The following is a 16,744-nucleotide window of genomic DNA, read 5'->3' on the forward strand; positions in this document are numbered from 1 at the left end:
GCAAAATGAACAATTCCAGGGAAGGCACTTTTACGTGCCCTTCGGGGAATTCGTTCATTTGCACATGCAATACTATTCTTTTGCAAACACTATTTTAAAATGTGCGGCATTTCAGTTCTTTACACCTGCCAGGAAATCAACGATAAATTTTTATTCCGCATCCAGAAATCCTTCGATCACACTCCAGATTTCTTCTCTTCCCTGCTTTGTTTCTGCGGAAAACGGAATCACCCGTGTCCCTTTTTCTACCTGCAATCCCTGTTTGATGGCTTTGACCTGTTTCTGCACCTGGCTTCTCTTGATCTTATCTAACTTGGTAGCGATAATGATCGGTGAGAATCCATTATGCAGAACCCAGTCATACATCTGCTTATCGTTTGCGGACGGATCATGGCGGATATCGATCAGCAGAAAGACTGCTTTTAACTGTGAGGATTTATGCAGATAATCTTCGATCATCTTGCCCCATTTCTGCTTTTCGTTCTGCGAAACTTTGGCATAACCATAGCCCGGAAGGTCCACGAGATAAACCTTCTCATCCGCAGACACCATGCCCTGTGCTTCTTTTTTTGTCTCTCTGCGTCCGGTCACGGCATAGAAATTGATGGTCTGCGTCTTTCCCGGTGCCGAGCTGGTACGTGCAAGAGACTTTCGGTTCATCAGCCCATTGATCAGAGAAGATTTCCCTACATTTGACTTTCCTGCAAATGCCACTTCTATTTGCCCGTTTTCCGGCAATTTGCTGGTAATGCCACAGACAGTTTCCAGTTCTGCATTCTTTACGATCATCTCGTTTCCTCCTGTTTTCCTTTTGTTCTATTTCTGGCTGCAAAGTGCCAGTTCCAGCACTTCATCCATATTTTCCATAAAACGGATATCCAGTCCTTTTTTGATTTCGCCGGATATCTCCTGCACATCCACACGGTTTTTCTCCGGCACAAGCACCCTGTGCATACCTGCATTTTTCGCTGCCAGCAGCTTTTCTTTGAGTCCGCCGATTGGCAGCACTCTGCCCCGCAATGTGATCTCACCTGTCATGGCAACATCTGCACGGACCGGGATCTCCGTGATCGCCGACAGGATCGCTGTTGCCATCGTAATACCTGCGGAAGGTCCGTCTTTTGGAACCGCCCCCTCCGGAATGTGGATATGTATATCGTGTTCCCGGAAGAACCCCCGGTCGATGTTCCACTTATCCCCGACAGATCGGATGTAGCTGATTGCTGTCTGTGCGGACTCTTTCATCACATCCCCGATCTGACCAGTTAGCTTGAAATCACCTTTGCCCGGCATGCAGTTTACTTCCACCTGCAAGGTTACACCGCCGACACTGGTCCATGCCAGACCGCGTACGATGCCAACCTCATCTTTTTCATTGGCTTTTTCTACGTGGTAACGTTCTTTTCCGAGATAACGACTCAGGTTGCTCTCTGTGATGCGGACTGCCGTTTTTTTCTCTTCGAGGATCTCTTTTGCCGCTTTCCTGCAGATCTCGCCGATGCGACGCTCCAGTCCCCGCACTCCAGCCTCTCTTGTATAAGATGTGATCATCTTTTTCAGAGCACCGTCCGAAACGGTAAAGGTATAATTTTCCAATCCATGTTTTCGAATCTGCTTTTTCAAAAGATGTTCCTTTGCGATATGCAGTTTCTCATTCTCCGTATAGCTGGAGATCTCGATCAGTTCCATACGGTCAAGAAGCGGACGCGGGATCCCCTGCACATCGTTTGCCGTTGCGATAAACAAAACTTCTGAAAGATCCACCGGGATCTCAATATAATGATCGCGGAATCTGACATTCTGCTCCGGATCAAGGACTTCCAGCAGAGCAGATGAAGTATCGCCTTTGTAATCGCTGCTCACCTTGTCTACTTCATCCAGCAGCATCAGCGGATTTTTGACGCCTGCCATTTTCAGTCCGTTCGCAATACGCCCGGGCATCGCTCCGACGTATGTTCTTCTGTGGCCGCGGATCTCAGCTTCATCCCGCACACCGCCAAGACAGATGCGGACATATTGTTTGTTCAGTGCTTCCGCAATGGATTTTGCAATGGAAGTCTTACCGGTTCCCGGCGGGCCAACCAGACAGAGGATCGGACTGTCCCCTTTCCTGGTCAGCGTCCGGACTGCCAGAAATTCTAACACACGCTCTTTTACTTTCTCAAGTCCGTAGTGATCCTGATCCAGCTGCTTTCTCGCTGCGGAAATATCTTCGTTATCCTCAGACATTTTATCCCACGGCATTTCCAGCAGTGTCTCGATATAGCCACGGATCACTCCTGCTTCAGAAGTATTGCCTGCCGAATTAGAAAAGCGTTTGATCTCTTTTCGTATCTTCTCTTTGACTTCTTCGCCTGCCGTCAGCTTTTCCGTTTCTTCCAGAAAATGCTGTGCATCATCCAGCGTTGTGTCATCGCCCAGTTCTTCTCTTATTAATTTCAGCTGTTCTCTTAAAATATATTCTTTCTGATTTTTGTCGATACGTGCCTTTACCTTTTCCTGAAGCTGCACTTTGATCCGCATGATATTCTCTTCGTTTGCAAGAATCACACAGAGCTCTTCATAGCGGTCATACAGAAAAACAGCTTCCAGAATCCTCTGTTTTTCTTCATAGTACAGTGGAATATGGATCGCGATCTGATCTGTCAGATGCTCCAGATCTTCGATCTCCATGATCTGACGCACCAGCTCCTGGCTGATCTTGCCGTTTGCCTGTGCGTACTTCTGAAACAGTTCTTTCAGATTGCGGATCATCGCCTGCTGTCCGACTTCATCGCCTTTTCCCGGATAATCCTGATCTTTGACATCCGGGAACGTTGCAACTTTGGCGTCCAGATATCCGGCAGATACTTCCATTTCCAAAAGTTCCGCACGCTCCAGGCCTTCTACCAGTACGCGTATAATATTTTTCGGTAATTTCACAAGCTGTTTGATCTCCACAACGGTACCGATGTGATACAGATCATCGATCCCCGGATCTGAAGCTTCCGGATCTCTCTGTGTCACCACAAACAGTTTCTGGTCCGCTGTCATCGCCTGTTCGATCGCCTTTATCGATTTATCCCGGCTTACATCAAAATGCACGATCATCGATGGCAGGATCGTCATCCCTCGCAGTGCAACTGCCGGCATACGTGTTATTTCTTCACTCATTATGCTGTTTCTTCAACTCCATTTTTAAAGCGTCTGCCGCGTGGTTTTGCGGCTGTTTTTTCTTTATGTGTGAGGATTGGTTCTCCTGTGCCTTCGATCACTTCTTTTGTCACACCGCAGGAAGCGATCGTATCATCGGACGGTATGCGGTACATCAGATCCATCATAGCCTGTTCCATGATCGCACGCAGACCTCTGGCACCTGTCTTTCTCTCCAGTGTCTTGTCTGCAATGGCCTCGATTGCACCATCATCAAACTCCAGATCCACGCCATCCAGCTCAAACAGTTTTTTGTACTGTTTTACGATGGAATTCTTCGGCTCCTGCAAAATACGGATCAGGGTGTCACGATCCAGCGGATTCAGAGAAACGATGACCGGCACACGACCCATCAACTCCGGAATCATACCGAATTTAATGAAATCCTGCGGAAGTACTTGTTTGAGTACAGCTCCGACATCCTCTGTCTTTTTCTCCTGAAGTGCCGAATTAAAGCCGATCGCCTTAGTGTCGGTACGGTTCTCGATGATCTTTTCCAGTCCTTCAAATGCTCCGCCGCAGATAAAGAGGATGTTTGTGGTATCGATCTGAAGCAGTTCCTGATGCGGATGCTTTCTTCCTCCCTGAGGCGGAACAGAAGCAACCGTACCCTCCAGGATTTTCAGCAGTGCCTGTTGCACACCTTCACCGGACACATCTCGGGTAATCGATGCATTCTCCGATTTTCTTGTGATCTTGTCGATCTCATCAATATAAATGATACCATGCTCTGCTTTCTTGATATCATAATCTGCTGCCTGAATAATCTTCAGCAGAATATTCTCCACGTCCTCGCCGACATATCCCGCTTCCGTCAGTGCTGTCGCATCTGCGATCGCAAACGGTACATTCAAAAGCTTCGCCAGTGTCTGTGCGAGCAGTGTTTTACCGGAACCGGTCGGACCAAGCATCAGGATATTACTTTTCTGCAGTTCTACATCCAGATCTTTTCCTGCAAGGATTCTCTTGTAATGATTGTAAACAGCAACAGAAAGTGCTTTTTTGGCCTCATCCTGTCCGATCACATAATCATCCAGGAATGCCTTAATCTCCTCCGGTTTCAGAAGATTGATCTCCTCATCCACCGTCATGTTAAATTCATCTTCTAATTCTTCTTCCAGGATTTCGTCACAGATTTCGATACATTCATCACAAATATAAACCCCATCCGGTCCTGCGATCAGCTTGCGCACCTGATCTTCTGATTTATTGCAAAAGGAACATCTTACTTTCTGTTCTCCTATTTTTCCTGCCATTTCAAACCTCCAAATAACAATATCAACATCATTCTGTTTCAATCGAAAAAGGGGCGTTGCATAATGGCAACACCCCTTCCTTTGTATCTAGTGATTGCTGATCACATCGTCGATCAGGCCATATGCCTTTGCCTCTTCGGCACTCATGTAATGATCTCTTTCTGTGTCTACCTCAATCACGCTGAGCGGCTGACCAGTATTTGCTGCCAGATGCTCATTCAGCTTTCTTCTGGTATCAATGATCTTATCTGCTACGATCTTGATATCAGATGCCTGTCCCTGCGCTCCGCCAGATGGCTGATGGATCATAATTTCTGCGTTTGGAAGTGCAAAACGTTTGCCTTTTGCACCGCCTGCCAGTAAGAATGCACCCATACTTGCTGCCATGCCCATGCAGATTGTGGAAACATCACATTTCACATAATGCATGGTATCATAAATTGCCCATCCTGCACTCACGGAACCGCCCGGGCTGTTAATATACAGATGAATATCCTTTCCCGGATCTTCAGATTCCAGGAATAAAAGCTGTGCAACGATCAGATTGGCACTTACATCATTTACTTCTTCTCCAAGAAAGATGATACGGTCTTTCAGAAGTCTTGAATAAATGTCGTAAGTTCTCTCACCGCGGCTGGTCTGTTCCAGGACATAAGGTACTAAACTCATGTCAACACTCCTTCCACTTGCCATCATTGTCTGTCAATCGGCTTATGCTTCTTCGCTTTTCTCTTCTTCTTTTGCTTCTACTTCTTTTGCTGCATCTCTTACCAGATCTACTGCTGCCTGGATTGCCAGGTCATCTTTCATCTGATCAATCGCTGCATCGTCCATCAGAGATTTCACTTTGTCCAGCTCCATCTTGTAAGCGTCTGCCATCTTCTGCAGTTCTTCTTCTACTCTTTCATCAGAAATTTCGATATTCTCTGCTTTTGCTACTGCTTCAAGAACCAGGCTGTTCTGGATTCTCTTCAGTGCATCCGGTCTCATCTGCTCGAACAGTTTTTCTGCTGTCATGCCTGTAAACTGGAAGTACTGGTCAACGGTCAGTCCCTGTGACTGGATTCTTCTTGCGAAATCGTCTGCCATGTTGCGAACCTGTGTATCTACCATTGCATCCGGAATTTCCATGGTTGCATTTTCAACAACTTTAGCAACAACAGCTGCCTCTTTTGCAGCTTTTGCTTCTTTTTCTTTCTGCTCCATCAGATTTTTCTTGATGTCTTCTTTGTACTCAGCCAGTGTATCAAATTCAGAAATATCCTGTGCGAAATCATCATCTGCTTCCGGAACTTCTTTTACGTGGATTTCATTTACTTTGCATTTGAAAACTGCATCTTTTCCTGCCAGATCTTTTGCATGGTAATCTTCCGGGAAAGTAACCTTAACGTCTACCTCTTCACCGATCTTGACACCTACCAGCTGATCTTCAAATCCCGGGATAAAGCTTCCGGAACCAACAGTCAGGTCATAGTTTTCTGCTTTGCCACCGTCGAACGGAACGCCGTCAACAGAACCGTCAAAATCTAATTTGATCATATCGCCCTTTTCAACTGCTCTGTCATCGATATCGATGGTTCTTGCATTCTGCTCTCTCTGTTTGTCAACTTCTGCGTCGATCTCAGCATCCGTTACTTCAACCGGTGCTTTTTCAACTTCTACTCCTTTATACTCACCCAGAGTTACTTCAGGTTTCAGAGCTACTTCAGCAGTAAAAATAAATGGTTTGCCGGACTCGATCTGAACCACATCAATCTTCGGCTGAGATACGATCTGCTCCTCACACTCGCTCAGTGCTTTGCTGTATGCATCCGGGATCAGCTCGTTTGCTGCATCTTCATAGAAAACACCTGTACCATACATTTTCTCGATCATTCTTCGCGGTGCTTTGCCCTTGCGGAATCCTGGAAGAGAGATACTTTTCTTTGCTTTCTGATATGCTTTCTCAACAGCAGCCTCAAACTCTTCTGCGGAAGCCTCGATTGTCAGCTTCGCCATGTTCTTCTCTAACTTTTCCACCTGTAAACTCATGATTTCCTATGTCCTCCTTAATTCTATAAGTCAAGCGGATATGTGCAATCCGTTATCATCTTGCCCATAACCCTACGCCGCATCAGCGGTCTGTAGATTTCTTTACATACTTGCAGTCATTCTAGAAGTATAACACAGCACCTTTCAAAATGCCACTGTTTTTTTCAACAAAACCATAACTTTTTTCTAAAAATTTCATAAATCCGGCACTTATACGCCCAGATCCGTCTCAAAACCAGGCAGTTCCGTGCTGTCACAAACCCCGTCCGCAAGGGCATTCTGCCGCAGCACTTCATAAAGCCCGGCCTTTGCAAACTCCCGGTACGGCATGGTGTAAAACACCGAAACCAGACCCAGTGAAAAAATTCCCGCGATCTCCCAGAAAAGAAAGGACAGATCCATTTTCAGCATCGCCATCTTCTGCCCTTCTGACATTTTTGTACTGAGCTGTGCCGCCCTTTTATACTGCATGGTCGGATTTTCCGCAAGAATATACGGAATCAGGCTGTACTCATAATGCTTTATAATGCCCGGTACGATAAGCAACAAACCATGCCCTATGATACTGACTGTACGGTAAAACATCGCCACTGTCACATGCATCGTATAGTGATTCCGAAACACATACAGAATCATGCCGATGTTGGCTGTCCTTTTCCGGTTGCACATAAAAAAACGTTTGGAACTGACCTTCACCGGATTACCGATACAGAAGATGACCAGCAGACCAAGCACCACGATCACGATCGATGCTGTGACCGCAAAGACAAAGACCAGCAGATTCAGCTGTTTCTGTACAATGCTGATCTTATATTCTGCGATCGGATTGCGGTCTTTCAGATCATCTTTCAGTTCTCGCATCCGCTGCTCTGACATCTCAAGCCCGGATGCATTTTCTGCCTGGATCCTGCCGATACCGATGCCCGCACTGCCAATCCATCCGGTCAGCATCGTCGTCAGAAGACAGACTGCAACCGCCGGCCAGTAACAGTTTTTCAGAAGTTTCCGTGCTTTTTTCTTAAGATCACGTATCGTCCATATCATACGTTATAAAGGATCGAACGGCCAACCTGCTTCGCCGTCTCTTCATCCTTCAGTCTTTTCGTCAGTTCCAGTGCAAATGCGATCGCCGTTCCCATGCCGCGGCTCGTGGTAATGTGCCCGTCTGTTACGACCGGAACTGCAAGCACTTCGGCTCCGGTCAGACGGCTTTCAAATCCCGGATAGCAGACGGCTTTTTTCCCTTTCAGAAATCCGAGGTCACCAAGCACGCTCGGTGCCGCACAGATCGCCGCAATCCCGCGTTTTTCCTGGTCTGCCTTTTTCAGTGCCTCCGTCAGCTTTTCACATGCCGCAAGATTCGTCGTGCCCGGCATACCGCCCGGCAGCACCAGCATATCCAGTTTATCCGGATCGCACTGTACGATATCTTCGTCCATATCTAAAGCGATCCCATGTGCTCCCGTCACTTTCTTTTTCCCATTGATGCTGATCATGGAAATATCGATCCCGGCTCTTCTTAAGATGTCAACCACCGTCAGCCCTTCGATCTCTTCAAATCCATCTGCAAGAAAAATCCCAACTCTACTCATTTTATCCTCCGTTCCGGTATCTGCATACCCTGTTATTTCCTGTTGATCTATCTGACATTCTACCAAAAACAGACGCTTCTTTCCAGTCCCAATCTACTTGTACTTGCACTTTTTTGTTTTCTGCGATATTCTTTTTTCAGGAGGTACTGATTTATGGAAATTGAACGAAAATATCTGATCGATGAAAAAAATCTTCCTGCGGATCTTGAATCCTGCCGCAGTGTTCTGATCGAGCAGGGCTATCTCTGCCGCAAACCGGTCGTCCGCATCCGCCGTCAGGACGACGACTATATCCTCACCTACAAATCCGGCGGCCTGATGGCACGGGAAGAATACAACCTGCCGCTCGGTGCAGAAGGTTATGCCCATCTGAAAGAAAAAATCGACGGCAAACTGATCTCCAAGAGACGTTATCTGATCCCTATGGAGAATGGTCTTACCATCGAACTGGATGTATTTTATGAACCCTGCAAAGGCCTGCTTCTTGCCGAAGTCGAATTCCCGGACGAAGCAAGTGCCAATTCTTTCTGTCCGCCCGCCTGGTTCGGGGAAGATGTCACATTTGACGGGCGTTATCACAACAGCTATTTAAGCCGCTGAATCTGTTTACTTTCCTGCTTTTTGCAGAATATCTTTTGCCGTGTATTTCGGCGGTGCGACGCGAATATACCTTTTTGCCAGATACCGCCGTTCTCTGCGGCATCCTCGCCTTAAGAACATCGTGTACCATCTTACAATTATCCGTTTCCACGGATTTTTACTGTTTTTGTTTTTCATTACATAACGCAAATATTTCCATTTCATTCTGTCAATTCCCACTTCTCTTCCTCAAACTCTGTTATTTTCCCCAAACCCAAGGCTTTTATGTTATACTCAACTGTGAAGATGTCAGGGGCAAACGTCCAAAACCACGATATGTCTGCACAGGAGCCGTTTTATGGCTTAATGGCATTTTTCACTGCATCACCAACAACAAATATACTATATGGGAGGTTCTTCATGAACACAAACGATCTTGCAAACCGTCTGAAATTTCTCCGTGCAAAAGCAAACTACACACAGTCCTATGTCTGCTCAAAAATCCATCTCAGCCGTTCTTCCTACAGCAACTACGAAAACGGCCTGCGTGTGCCACCTCTGGATATACTGAAGCTTCTGGCAGAATTTTATGATACCTCACTTGACTATCTGGTCGGCATGACCGACTGTCCGGAGAAATACCCCTTTGCCAGTACCGAAATGTATCTCCTCTTTGCAACCTGCCAGGATATGGCCTCCCCGGCACTGAACGAAGTCTTATCTTATGCCTGTTACAGAAAACAGATGGAAAAACACTGAGCCATTTCTTTTATAATCTTTTGTTATTATAATATCTTTTCTCTTGTTTTGCAATATGTGGCTTTGCAAAATGAACCTGCTGAGCCTTTTTATTCTCATTTTCCACATATAAAGTTTTGGCGGAGGTATCAACTCATGTCAAACACAAATTATCCCAGACAACTGCAGCAGCTTGGGCTGAATATCGCCCGTTACCGCAAACTGCGCGGACTCACACAGGAGGAACTTGCCGCCCTGATATCGATGAGCCGGACACATCTGAGCAATCTGGAAGCTCCGGGAAAGATCACTTCGATCTCCCTTGAAAAGCTGTTTACGATTGCAGACGTTCTGAACGTTTCTCCCGCTTCTCTTCTGTCTTTCGACTGATTTTCGAAGTTTTGGCATCTTTACCTGTTCTCCCCATATATTTTACAGGTTGTACTTGTTTTTATTATAACAGCTGCCTCTGAGCGATACAAGTATAAATTGTATGATATTGGAGAAGGAGAGGTTACAAATGAAAAATCGCATTCGTGAATTACGTGCCGAAAAGAATATCACACAACTTCGCCTCAGTCTGGAGCTGGAAGTATCTCAGGAAACCGTCAGTGCGTACGAAAACGGAAAGCATCTGCCAAGTCTGAAATCTCTGATCAAAATGGCAGATATTTTCCATGTCAGCACCGATTATCTGATCGGACGCTCTGATGTAAGAAAACCATCCGCAACAAGTCCTCTTCCCAACGAAGACATTGCACTGCTTGATTGTTTTCACGATCTGGATACGGTTGACAAAGCAAGGCTTGTCGCCTATGCTCAGGGATTGTCCGACAAATCTCTGAAAGATTAGGGCAAAAAAGAACACGTTCGCTTCGCCGGAAGATCCGGTAAAGTGGGCGTGTTCTTTTCTTATGCATCTAAAAATAATGTCTCATAAAGTTTTAATCCATGGAGATGCTGGAAAAATCCGGTGTTCCCATCAGGTCAAACGGGGTGCTCTGGTATACATAATAATTCAGCCAGTTTGTATACAGATTGTTTGCATGTGCTCTCCACAGAAGCAGCGGTTTGTTTTTGCAGTCGTTATTTTCATAATAATTTTTCGGCATCTGGATATCCATTCCTTTTCCAAGATCCCTCTTATATTCTCCATCCAGAGTCACACGGTCGTATTCCGGATGTCCCATGATAAAGATCTTTCTTCCGCCGTCTGCCATACCGAGGAAAAATCCTGCCTCATCGGACTCTGCAAGAATCGTGATCTCCTTTGTCGCACGGATGTCATCGATGGAAACTTCAGTATGTCTGGAATGTGGTGCAAGAAAGACATCATCAAAGCCACGCACCAGCGGGATCTTGCGGTTCAGCACGCGATGCCAGAACAGACCGAACATTTTCTGCGGAAGCTGTCTTTTCTTCAGACCGTAAAAATGATAGAGAGATGCCTGTGCCGCCCAGCACAAAAAGATGGTGGAGGTTACATGCGTCTCACTCCAGTCCATGATCTCCGTGATCTCTTTCCAGTAATCCACCTCTTCAAACTCCATATTCTCGACCGGTGCACCGGTGACAATCATGCCATCGTATTTATTTTCTTTCACATCCTGAAAATGCAGATAGAATTTATTCAGATGGCTGGTAGAGGTATTCTTGGATTCGTGACTGTTCATCGTTAAAAAGGTCACATCGATCTGGAGTGGCGTATTGGAAAGGGATCGCAAAAGCTGCAGCTCGGTCTCTTCTTTGAGCGGCATCAGATTCACGATCAGGATCTGGATCGGACGGATATCCTGATGCATCGCCCGATTCTCATCCATCACAAATATATTTTCTCTTTCCAGTATTTCTTTTGCGGGCAGATCGCCCTGAACCTTGATCGGCATGATAATTGTCCTCCTTCAGTGTTTCGTTTTCTGTGGCACCGTCGTCCTATTTCTACATAAGCGGTGCAAATACACGCAGGATACTTCCTGCGATCTTGTCAAAGCTCTTTTGCTTTTTGTAATCTTCCTGTGTGATCTTCTGACATTTTTTCAGTGTTTCCTGGAAATCGTTCTCCACCGCCGGGATTTCACTGTTCTCATATAAAAAAGCTGCACATTCAAAATGAAGATACAGGCTGCGATAGTCCATGTTGATGGTTCCGACTACGGCCTTGCGGTCATCGCTTGTAAATACTTTTGCATGCACAAAGCCCGGTGTATATTCATAAATCTGCACGCCGGCATCGAGCAGTTCATTGTAGTACGTTTTCGCCAGGACGAAAGCATACCATTTATCCGGCACGTGCGGCATAATAATGATCACTTCCACCCCGCGTTTTGCCGCAAATTTCAAAGCTGTCATCATCTCATTATCCAGTATCAGGTAAGGTGTCATGATATGTACATACCGTTTTGAGGTATTCAGAATATCCATATACACCATTTTTCCTACGTGTTCTCCGTCAATCGGACTGTCGCCGTAAGGAATCACAAAACCTTCGCCGGAATGTTTTTCTCTTTCGTATATGACATCCAGATACGGATCAAACTCTTCTACTTTTTCGCTTTTGGCCACGTTCCACATCTCCAGGAACATCAGCGTAAAGCTTCGCACTGCGTCTCCTTCCAGCATGATCGCCGTATCTTTCCAGTGCCCAAAACGGATCTTGCGGTTCACATATTCATCCGCCAGGTTGATGCCGCCGGTAAATGCCACTTTGCCGTCGATCACCACGATTTTTCGGTGATCACGGTTGTTCTGATGTGTGGACAGAGCCGGCCGGATCGGCGAAAACACACGGCAGGCAATCCCTTCCTGTTCGAGTTTTTTCGGGTAATTCGGCGGCAAAAGCGATACCGTACAGGTACCGTCATACATGAAACGCACTTCAACGCCTTCGGCTGCCTTTCGTTTGAGCACTTCCAGCACCCGATCCCACACGTAGCCTTTCGCTACAATAAAATACTCCATGAAAATAAATTTCTCCGCTTTTTCCAGCTGACGGATCAGTTCTTCAATCTTATCTTCCCCACAGCTGAAGTATTTGACGCCGGTGTTTTCATATGCCGGAAATCCGCCGTATTCACAGACATAATGTGCCAGAGATGCAACCTCAGAATCCTCTTCTTTGAGCTGCTCCTGTACAGCTTCATCCTGCGTCCAGTGCTTTTTTGTCATTTCATGCATATGTTCAAGCCTTGCATTGAGCCACCGCACTCCGACCTGAAACTCCACAAAAATATAGAGCAACACACCGAACACCGGTGCAACCAGCATGATCGTCATCCATACCATCTTAAAAGCCGGATTGCTCCGGTTATTTGTCAGATAAATGACAAGGATCACCGCTGCTGCCTTCACAACAGAATCGATGAAGTACATCTTGCCCTGCAGATACGTGTATCCTGCGATCAGAAAACCGACCTGCAGCAAGATCAACAGTATGATAATACCGGTCCTGCCAAAAATCACACTGGCAATACCGCTTTTTCCTTTTTCTACCCTCGTTTTCGTCTGAATCGTCTGTACCGACTGCTTTTTTTCTTTCTCTGCCATGCTATTCTCACCTCTGTTCCAGCATACCAAGGAAATCTTCTTCTGAAATGACAGGTATCTCTAATTCTTTTGCTTTCTTGTTTTTTGAAGTAGATGACTGTGTGTCATTGTTGATCAGATAATCCGTTTTTGAAGTGACAGAACCTGTGACTTTTCCGCCTTTTTCTTCAATTTTTGCTTTCAGCTCATTGCGGTTTGCAAAATGAACCAGCGAGCCTGTAATCACAAAATTCTTGCCTGCAAAGATCTGTTCTGTTTCATTTGGCACATATTTTTCCAGATGGATCTCCTCAAGCAGATCATCCAGCTGCTCTGCCTTTTTCGCATCCCGGAAATAATCGGCAACCGCTGCTCCGATCACCTCTCCAATGCCGTCTACCCCCGCCATCGTCTCGGCATCTGCAGTGCGGATCTTTTCCAGGTCATAATCAAACGCCTTACAGATCATCTTCGCATTTGCAACGCCGATGTTCGGGATTCCAAGGCTGTAGATCAGCCGCGGCAGTGTCGTATTTCTTGCCTGCTCGATTCCCGCCATCAGTTTTTCGTAGGATTTTTCGCCAAATCCTTCCATCTCAACGATCGCATCTTTATATCGGGAAAGCTGGAAAATATCTGCAAATTCATGGATAAATCCGCTTCCGATAAATTTTTCCAGAGTCGCTTCCGACATTCCTTCCATATTCATCGCATCTCTGCTGACAAACAGTGCAAAAGATTTGATTTTCTTTGCCTGACACTCCGGATTGGTGCAGTATAAGGTCTCCACATCTGCCGTCCTCTGTATTCTGGTTACGCCGCCGCACACCGGACAGGTCTGCGGAATCTCTATGTTTCCGCTTCTGGTCAGGTTTTCGGCGATCTGCGGAATGATCATATTGGCCTTATAAACCTGAATGGTATCACCGATGCCAAGCTGCAGTGCCTTCATAATGCTGAGATTATGTACACTGGCACGGCTCACCGTTGTTCCTTCCAGCTCCACCGGTTCAAAAATCGCAACCGGATTGATCAGCCCGGTTCTTGACGGACTCCATTCGATCGAGAGCAGATGCGTTTCCTTTATCTCATCTGCCCATTTAAATGCAAAGGCATCTCTTGGAAACTTTGCCGTCCGTCCAAGGGAAATGCCATATGCGATGTCATCATAGATGGCTACCAGTCCGTCCGACGGAATCGGATTGTTCTCGATTTCTTCTGCAAACCAGGCAACGGTTTCTTCCACAGTCTCCCTTGTCACCATTTTGTGCTCTACCACATTGAATCCCTGCTCCGAAAGCCATATAAACTGCTTTTCTCTGGAATTTTCAAAATCCACGCCGTCCGCACGCACTAGGGAGAATGCAAAAAACTGTACATGGCGTCTGGCAGTGATCTCATTGTTCAGCTGACGCACAGACCCACTGCACAGATTTCGCGGATTTTTGTATTTTGCATCCACATCTGCAATCTCTTCATTGATCTTCTCAAAATCTTTATAAGAAATAACCGCCTCTCCGCGAAGGACCAGCTCGCCCTTATATGGTATCGTAAGCGGAACATTTTCAAAAACTCTGGCATTGTTTGTGATAACTTCCCCAATCTCACCGTTTCCGCGTGTGACTGCCTTAAAAAGCGTACCTTCACGGTATGTCAGTACGACGGTCAGTCCATCCATTTTCCAGGAGAGCAGCACTTTATGGGCACCGACAAAATCTTTCAGCACTTCGACTTCTTTTGTCTTGTCAAGAGAAAGCATCGGCTGCTCGTGTCGCTCTTTCGGAAGCTCTTCGAGCACTTCATAACCGACCTGTCTGGTCGGACTTCCTGCCAGGACGATCCCGGTCTCTTCTTCCAGTTTCTGGAGCTCGTCATACAGCCGGTCATACTCAAAATTGCTCATGATCTCACGGCTTTCCTGATAATAGGCTTTCCCTGCTTTTGTCAGAAGCTCTGTCAGCTCCTTCATTCTCTCGCGTTTTTTGTCCATGTTCCCCTCCTGCTCTTTCCTGCTTTTTTATTTCCTGCCCGTAACTGCCGGTAAAGTTCTTGCATTTCTGCTTCCGTCACATCCCGGTACTGTCCTTTTGGCAGATTACCAAGCTCAATGTTCATAACCCTCACCCGCACCAGTTTCTTCACACGACAGCCACAATACTCGCACATACGGCGGATCTGTCGGTTCAGTCCCTGCGTCAGAATGATACGGAAGCGGTATTTTCCGATCTTTTCCACCTTGCACGGTCTGGTTCTGGCATCCAGAACCGGGATCCCACCCCGGCTCATCTGCTCGACAAATTCTTCTGTGACCGGTTTATCCACCGTCACCAGATATTCTTTTTCGTGATAATTACCGGCACGCATGATCTGATTGATGATATCTCCGTTGTTTGTCACCAAAAGCAGTCCTTCGGAATCTTTATCCAGCCTTCCAACCGAAAAAACGCGTGTCGGATACTGAAGCACATCCTCCACGGTCACATCGTTCCAGCGTCTGTCCGTCGTGCAGACTACGCCCTCTGGTTTGTGAAACGCCAGCAGAACCATTTTCTGCCCTCTGCTGCATCGTTTTCCGTTGACGGTGATCTCCATCTCGTCCGTTACCTTCCTGCCATTTTCTGCACGCACGCCGTCCACAAATACTTTTCCTTCTTCGATCAGGCGGTCTGCTTCACGCCTTGAGCAGACGCCCGCCTCACTTAAATATTTGTTCAGCCGCACTTCCTGGTGTATATCTTTTTCTTCGAACTCTTTTCTCATGCGATTTTCTTTTTTTGCCGGCATGTTCTTCTCTCCCGCTCTTTTAAAAGTATAGTACAGTATAACACGTTGTACAACTGCCGTCAAACACTCTCTTTTATCCGTTTTTTGCACTCTTTTTTTCTTTTTTCCGACAATAGTTCTGCAAAATCCGAATATTCTTTTCTTCAAGATTTAAAAATTCCCGGGCAATCGTTTCAGACTCTTTTCCGCAAATTTCCAGCTTCTGCGTTGCTTTCTGCATATCACTTCTGCGAAGCCGTTCTTCTTTTGCCAGCATATTCGCCATATATCCGGTATTTACATTTAATGCCGTCTTCGCCTGCAGCATTCCCCACCGCTTCGCCCGCTCCATCACACCAAGCAGCGGCGGAACATTTCCCGTCTCAAACAGACAGTTTGCCGCCTTTTCTTTGATCCCGGAATAGCCTGCCGCCTGTATGTTCAGATCCAGTGCCAGCTCATCGTCATAGACCTTTCCCAACACAGTATAAATATCCTGAAGCGACCTGCTCGTATTTTTCACAATGCTTTCCAATAACTCCTGTTCCGCATAAGAAATCATATCCTGCCTCCTTGCATCATCTCTCTGCCTTTTTGCTGATTTAGGATATGCATTTTCTTTTTTTCTATACTTCAGCTTTTCATACTGTACTCATTGAATCTGAGCATGTTGTATTCTCTCACAGTGAACTACCCATTGTCTAAAGCCAATGGGCTTCCTGCTTCGCAGACCTCGCAACCTACTATCTCCACAGGCGTTAATTCGGACAGTCCCTGCCCTATATTGTTATTTTTATGCTATTTGTCTTAATCCTTCTTCCAGTATATTTTTTGCTGCATTGATATCTCTGTCATGCGTTGTGCCACAGACAGGACATACCCATTCCCTTACGGACAGGTTTTTTGTCTCTGTATTTTGGTATCCACAGGCTGAACACAGCTGACTACTGGCATAGAATCTATCTATTTTGACATATTTCCTGCCATTCCACTTTGCCTTATATTCTAACTGTCTTGTCAGCTCATACCATGATACATCACTTATAGACTTTGCCAAACGATGATTTTTTA

18 protein-coding genes are annotated in these 16,744 nt (G+C 46.1%); 4 read left to right on the forward strand and 14 right to left on the reverse strand.

Annotated features, from left to right (window positions below):
* Positions 1-150: 150 nt before the first annotated feature.
* The 7 genes from yihA to LKD42_RS13610 form a co-directional block, all read right to left on the reverse strand.
* The gene (gene yihA, locus LKD42_RS13580; RefSeq protein ID WP_147631748.1) at positions 151-789 is read right to left on the reverse strand and encodes a ribosome biogenesis GTP-binding protein YihA/YsxC; all 639 of its coding nucleotides are present in this window, start codon (positions 787-789) and stop codon (positions 151-153) included.
* 27 nt (positions 790-816) lie between these two features.
* Positions 817-3,153 carry an endopeptidase La gene (lon, locus tag LKD42_RS13585; protein ID WP_248836013.1) on the reverse strand — a complete coding sequence of 779 codons (2,337 nt, stop codon included), beginning with the start codon at positions 3,151-3,153 and terminating at the stop codon, positions 817-819.
* Positions 3,153-4,448 carry an ATP-dependent Clp protease ATP-binding subunit ClpX gene (clpX, locus tag LKD42_RS13590; RefSeq protein ID WP_022119404.1) on the reverse strand — a complete coding sequence of 432 codons (1,296 nt, stop codon included), beginning with the start codon at positions 4,446-4,448 and terminating at the stop codon, positions 3,153-3,155. Before clpX ends, lon begins: the two co-directional genes overlap by 1 nt.
* An 87-nt stretch (positions 4,449-4,535) precedes the next feature.
* A complete protein-coding gene (gene clpP, locus LKD42_RS13595) occupies positions 4,536-5,117 on the reverse strand; it encodes an ATP-dependent Clp endopeptidase proteolytic subunit ClpP (protein ID WP_022119403.1) in 582 nt (193 codons plus the stop codon).
* A 42-nt stretch (positions 5,118-5,159) separates the two neighbouring features.
* The gene (gene tig, locus LKD42_RS13600; protein ID WP_173866927.1) at positions 5,160-6,479 is read right to left on the reverse strand and encodes a trigger factor; all 1,320 of its coding nucleotides are present in this window, start codon (positions 6,477-6,479) and stop codon (positions 5,160-5,162) included.
* Positions 6,480-6,689: 210 nt separating this feature from the next.
* Entirely contained in the window at positions 6,690-7,523 is an 834-nt protein-coding gene (locus tag LKD42_RS13605; protein WP_248836014.1) for a DUF975 family protein, read from the reverse strand.
* Positions 7,520-8,071: a DJ-1 family glyoxalase III gene (locus tag LKD42_RS13610; RefSeq protein WP_248836015.1), complete on the reverse strand. Its 552-nt coding sequence runs from the start codon at positions 8,069-8,071 to the stop codon at positions 7,520-7,522. Before LKD42_RS13610 ends, LKD42_RS13605 begins: the two co-directional genes overlap by 4 nt.
* Positions 8,072-8,224: 153 nt before the next feature.
* Here LKD42_RS13610 and LKD42_RS13615 point away from each other — a divergent pair, with 153 nt between their 5' ends.
* On the forward strand, positions 8,225-8,671 hold the full coding sequence (locus LKD42_RS13615; RefSeq protein ID WP_022119399.1) for a CYTH domain-containing protein: 447 nt from the start codon (positions 8,225-8,227) through the stop codon (positions 8,669-8,671).
* Positions 8,672-8,677: 6 nt separating this feature from the next.
* Here LKD42_RS13615 and LKD42_RS13620 read toward each other — a convergent pair whose 3' ends face one another.
* Positions 8,678-8,848 carry a hypothetical protein gene (locus tag LKD42_RS13620; RefSeq protein WP_248836016.1) on the reverse strand — a complete coding sequence of 57 codons (171 nt, stop codon included), beginning with the start codon at positions 8,846-8,848 and terminating at the stop codon, positions 8,678-8,680.
* A 222-nt stretch (positions 8,849-9,070) separates the two neighbouring features.
* Here LKD42_RS13620 and LKD42_RS13625 point away from each other — a divergent pair, with 222 nt between their 5' ends.
* From LKD42_RS13625 to LKD42_RS13635, 3 genes are all read left to right on the forward strand, one after another.
* Positions 9,071-9,409, forward strand: a complete 339-nt coding sequence (locus LKD42_RS13625; RefSeq protein ID WP_248836017.1) for a helix-turn-helix domain-containing protein — start codon at positions 9,071-9,073, stop codon at positions 9,407-9,409.
* A 135-nt stretch (positions 9,410-9,544) separates the two neighbouring features.
* Positions 9,545-9,778 carry a helix-turn-helix domain-containing protein gene (locus LKD42_RS13630; protein WP_022119396.1) on the forward strand — a complete coding sequence of 78 codons (234 nt, stop codon included), beginning with the start codon at positions 9,545-9,547 and terminating at the stop codon, positions 9,776-9,778.
* 130 nt (positions 9,779-9,908) lie between these two features.
* Positions 9,909-10,241 (forward strand): helix-turn-helix transcriptional regulator, encoded by a 333-nt coding sequence (locus tag LKD42_RS13635; protein ID WP_022119395.1) that lies wholly within the window; start codon positions 9,909-9,911, stop codon positions 10,239-10,241.
* Between the two features lie 91 nt (positions 10,242-10,332).
* Here LKD42_RS13635 and metA read toward each other — a convergent pair whose 3' ends face one another.
* The 6 genes from metA to LKD42_RS13665 all read right to left on the reverse strand — a co-directional run.
* Entirely contained in the window at positions 10,333-11,274 is a 942-nt protein-coding gene (gene metA, locus LKD42_RS13640; RefSeq protein ID WP_147631741.1) for a homoserine O-acetyltransferase MetA, read from the reverse strand.
* A 52-nt stretch (positions 11,275-11,326) separates the two neighbouring features.
* Positions 11,327-12,931 (reverse strand): cardiolipin synthase, encoded by a 1,605-nt coding sequence (gene cls / locus LKD42_RS13645; protein WP_248836018.1) that lies wholly within the window; start codon positions 12,929-12,931, stop codon positions 11,327-11,329.
* A gap of 7 nt (positions 12,932-12,938) precedes the next feature.
* The gene (gene ligA, locus LKD42_RS13650) at positions 12,939-14,900 is read right to left on the reverse strand and encodes an NAD-dependent DNA ligase LigA (RefSeq protein WP_248836019.1); all 1,962 of its coding nucleotides are present in this window, start codon (positions 14,898-14,900) and stop codon (positions 12,939-12,941) included.
* Entirely contained in the window at positions 14,876-15,694 is an 819-nt protein-coding gene (locus LKD42_RS13655) for a pseudouridine synthase (RefSeq protein WP_022119391.1), read from the reverse strand. The genes ligA and LKD42_RS13655 overlap by 25 nt, the downstream gene beginning before the upstream one ends.
* Positions 15,695-15,767: 73 nt before the next feature.
* Positions 15,768-16,235, reverse strand: a complete 468-nt coding sequence (locus LKD42_RS13660) for a hypothetical protein (protein ID WP_248836020.1) — start codon at positions 16,233-16,235, stop codon at positions 15,768-15,770.
* A gap of 231 nt (positions 16,236-16,466) precedes the next feature.
* Positions 16,467-16,744 (reverse strand): RNA-guided endonuclease TnpB family protein (locus LKD42_RS13665; protein ID WP_248836021.1); only part of this gene is annotated, 278 nt, incomplete at its 5' end.

It is taken from the genome of Hominisplanchenecus faecis (genome assembly GCF_020687205.1).
Taxonomy (GTDB): domain Bacteria; phylum Bacillota; class Clostridia; order Lachnospirales; family Lachnospiraceae; genus Hominisplanchenecus; species Hominisplanchenecus faecis.

Coding starts and splice junctions, on each gene's coding strand:
- LKD42_RS13655 (WP_022119391.1), bottom strand. CDS start 15,694: ATGCCGGCAAAAAAAGAAAATCGCATGAGAAAAGAGTTCGAAGAAAAA.
- lon (WP_248836013.1), bottom strand. CDS start 3,153: ATGAGTGAAGAAATAACACGTATGCCGGCAGTTGCACTGCGAGGGATG.
- LKD42_RS13610 (WP_248836015.1), bottom strand. CDS start 8,071: ATGAGTAGAGTTGGGATTTTTCTTGCAGATGGATTTGAAGAGATCGAA.
- clpX (WP_022119404.1), bottom strand. CDS start 4,448: ATGGCAGGAAAAATAGGAGAACAGAAAGTAAGATGTTCCTTTTGCAAT.
- yihA (WP_147631748.1), bottom strand. CDS start 789: ATGATCGTAAAGAATGCAGAACTGGAAACTGTCTGTGGCATTACCAGC.
- cls (WP_248836018.1), bottom strand. CDS start 12,931: ATGGCAGAGAAAGAAAAAAAGCAGTCGGTACAGACGATTCAGACGAAA.
- metA (WP_147631741.1), bottom strand. CDS start 11,274: ATGCCGATCAAGGTTCAGGGCGATCTGCCCGCAAAAGAAATACTGGAA.
- ligA (WP_248836019.1), bottom strand. CDS start 14,900: ATGGACAAAAAACGCGAGAGAATGAAGGAGCTGACAGAGCTTCTGACA.
- LKD42_RS13615 (WP_022119399.1), top strand. CDS start 8,225: ATGGAAATTGAACGAAAATATCTGATCGATGAAAAAAATCTTCCTGCG.
- LKD42_RS13625 (WP_248836017.1), top strand. CDS start 9,071: ATGAACACAAACGATCTTGCAAACCGTCTGAAATTTCTCCGTGCAAAA.
- clpP (WP_022119403.1), bottom strand. CDS start 5,117: ATGAGTTTAGTACCTTATGTCCTGGAACAGACCAGCCGCGGTGAGAGA.
- LKD42_RS13660 (WP_248836020.1), bottom strand. CDS start 16,235: ATGATTTCTTATGCGGAACAGGAGTTATTGGAAAGCATTGTGAAAAAT.
- tig (WP_173866927.1), bottom strand. CDS start 6,479: ATGAGTTTACAGGTGGAAAAGTTAGAGAAGAACATGGCGAAGCTGACA.
- LKD42_RS13605 (WP_248836014.1), bottom strand. CDS start 7,523: ATGATATGGACGATACGTGATCTTAAGAAAAAAGCACGGAAACTTCTG.
- LKD42_RS13630 (WP_022119396.1), top strand. CDS start 9,545: ATGTCAAACACAAATTATCCCAGACAACTGCAGCAGCTTGGGCTGAAT.
- LKD42_RS13620 (WP_248836016.1), bottom strand. CDS start 8,848: ATGAAAAACAAAAACAGTAAAAATCCGTGGAAACGGATAATTGTAAGA.
- LKD42_RS13635 (WP_022119395.1), top strand. CDS start 9,909: ATGAAAAATCGCATTCGTGAATTACGTGCCGAAAAGAATATCACACAA.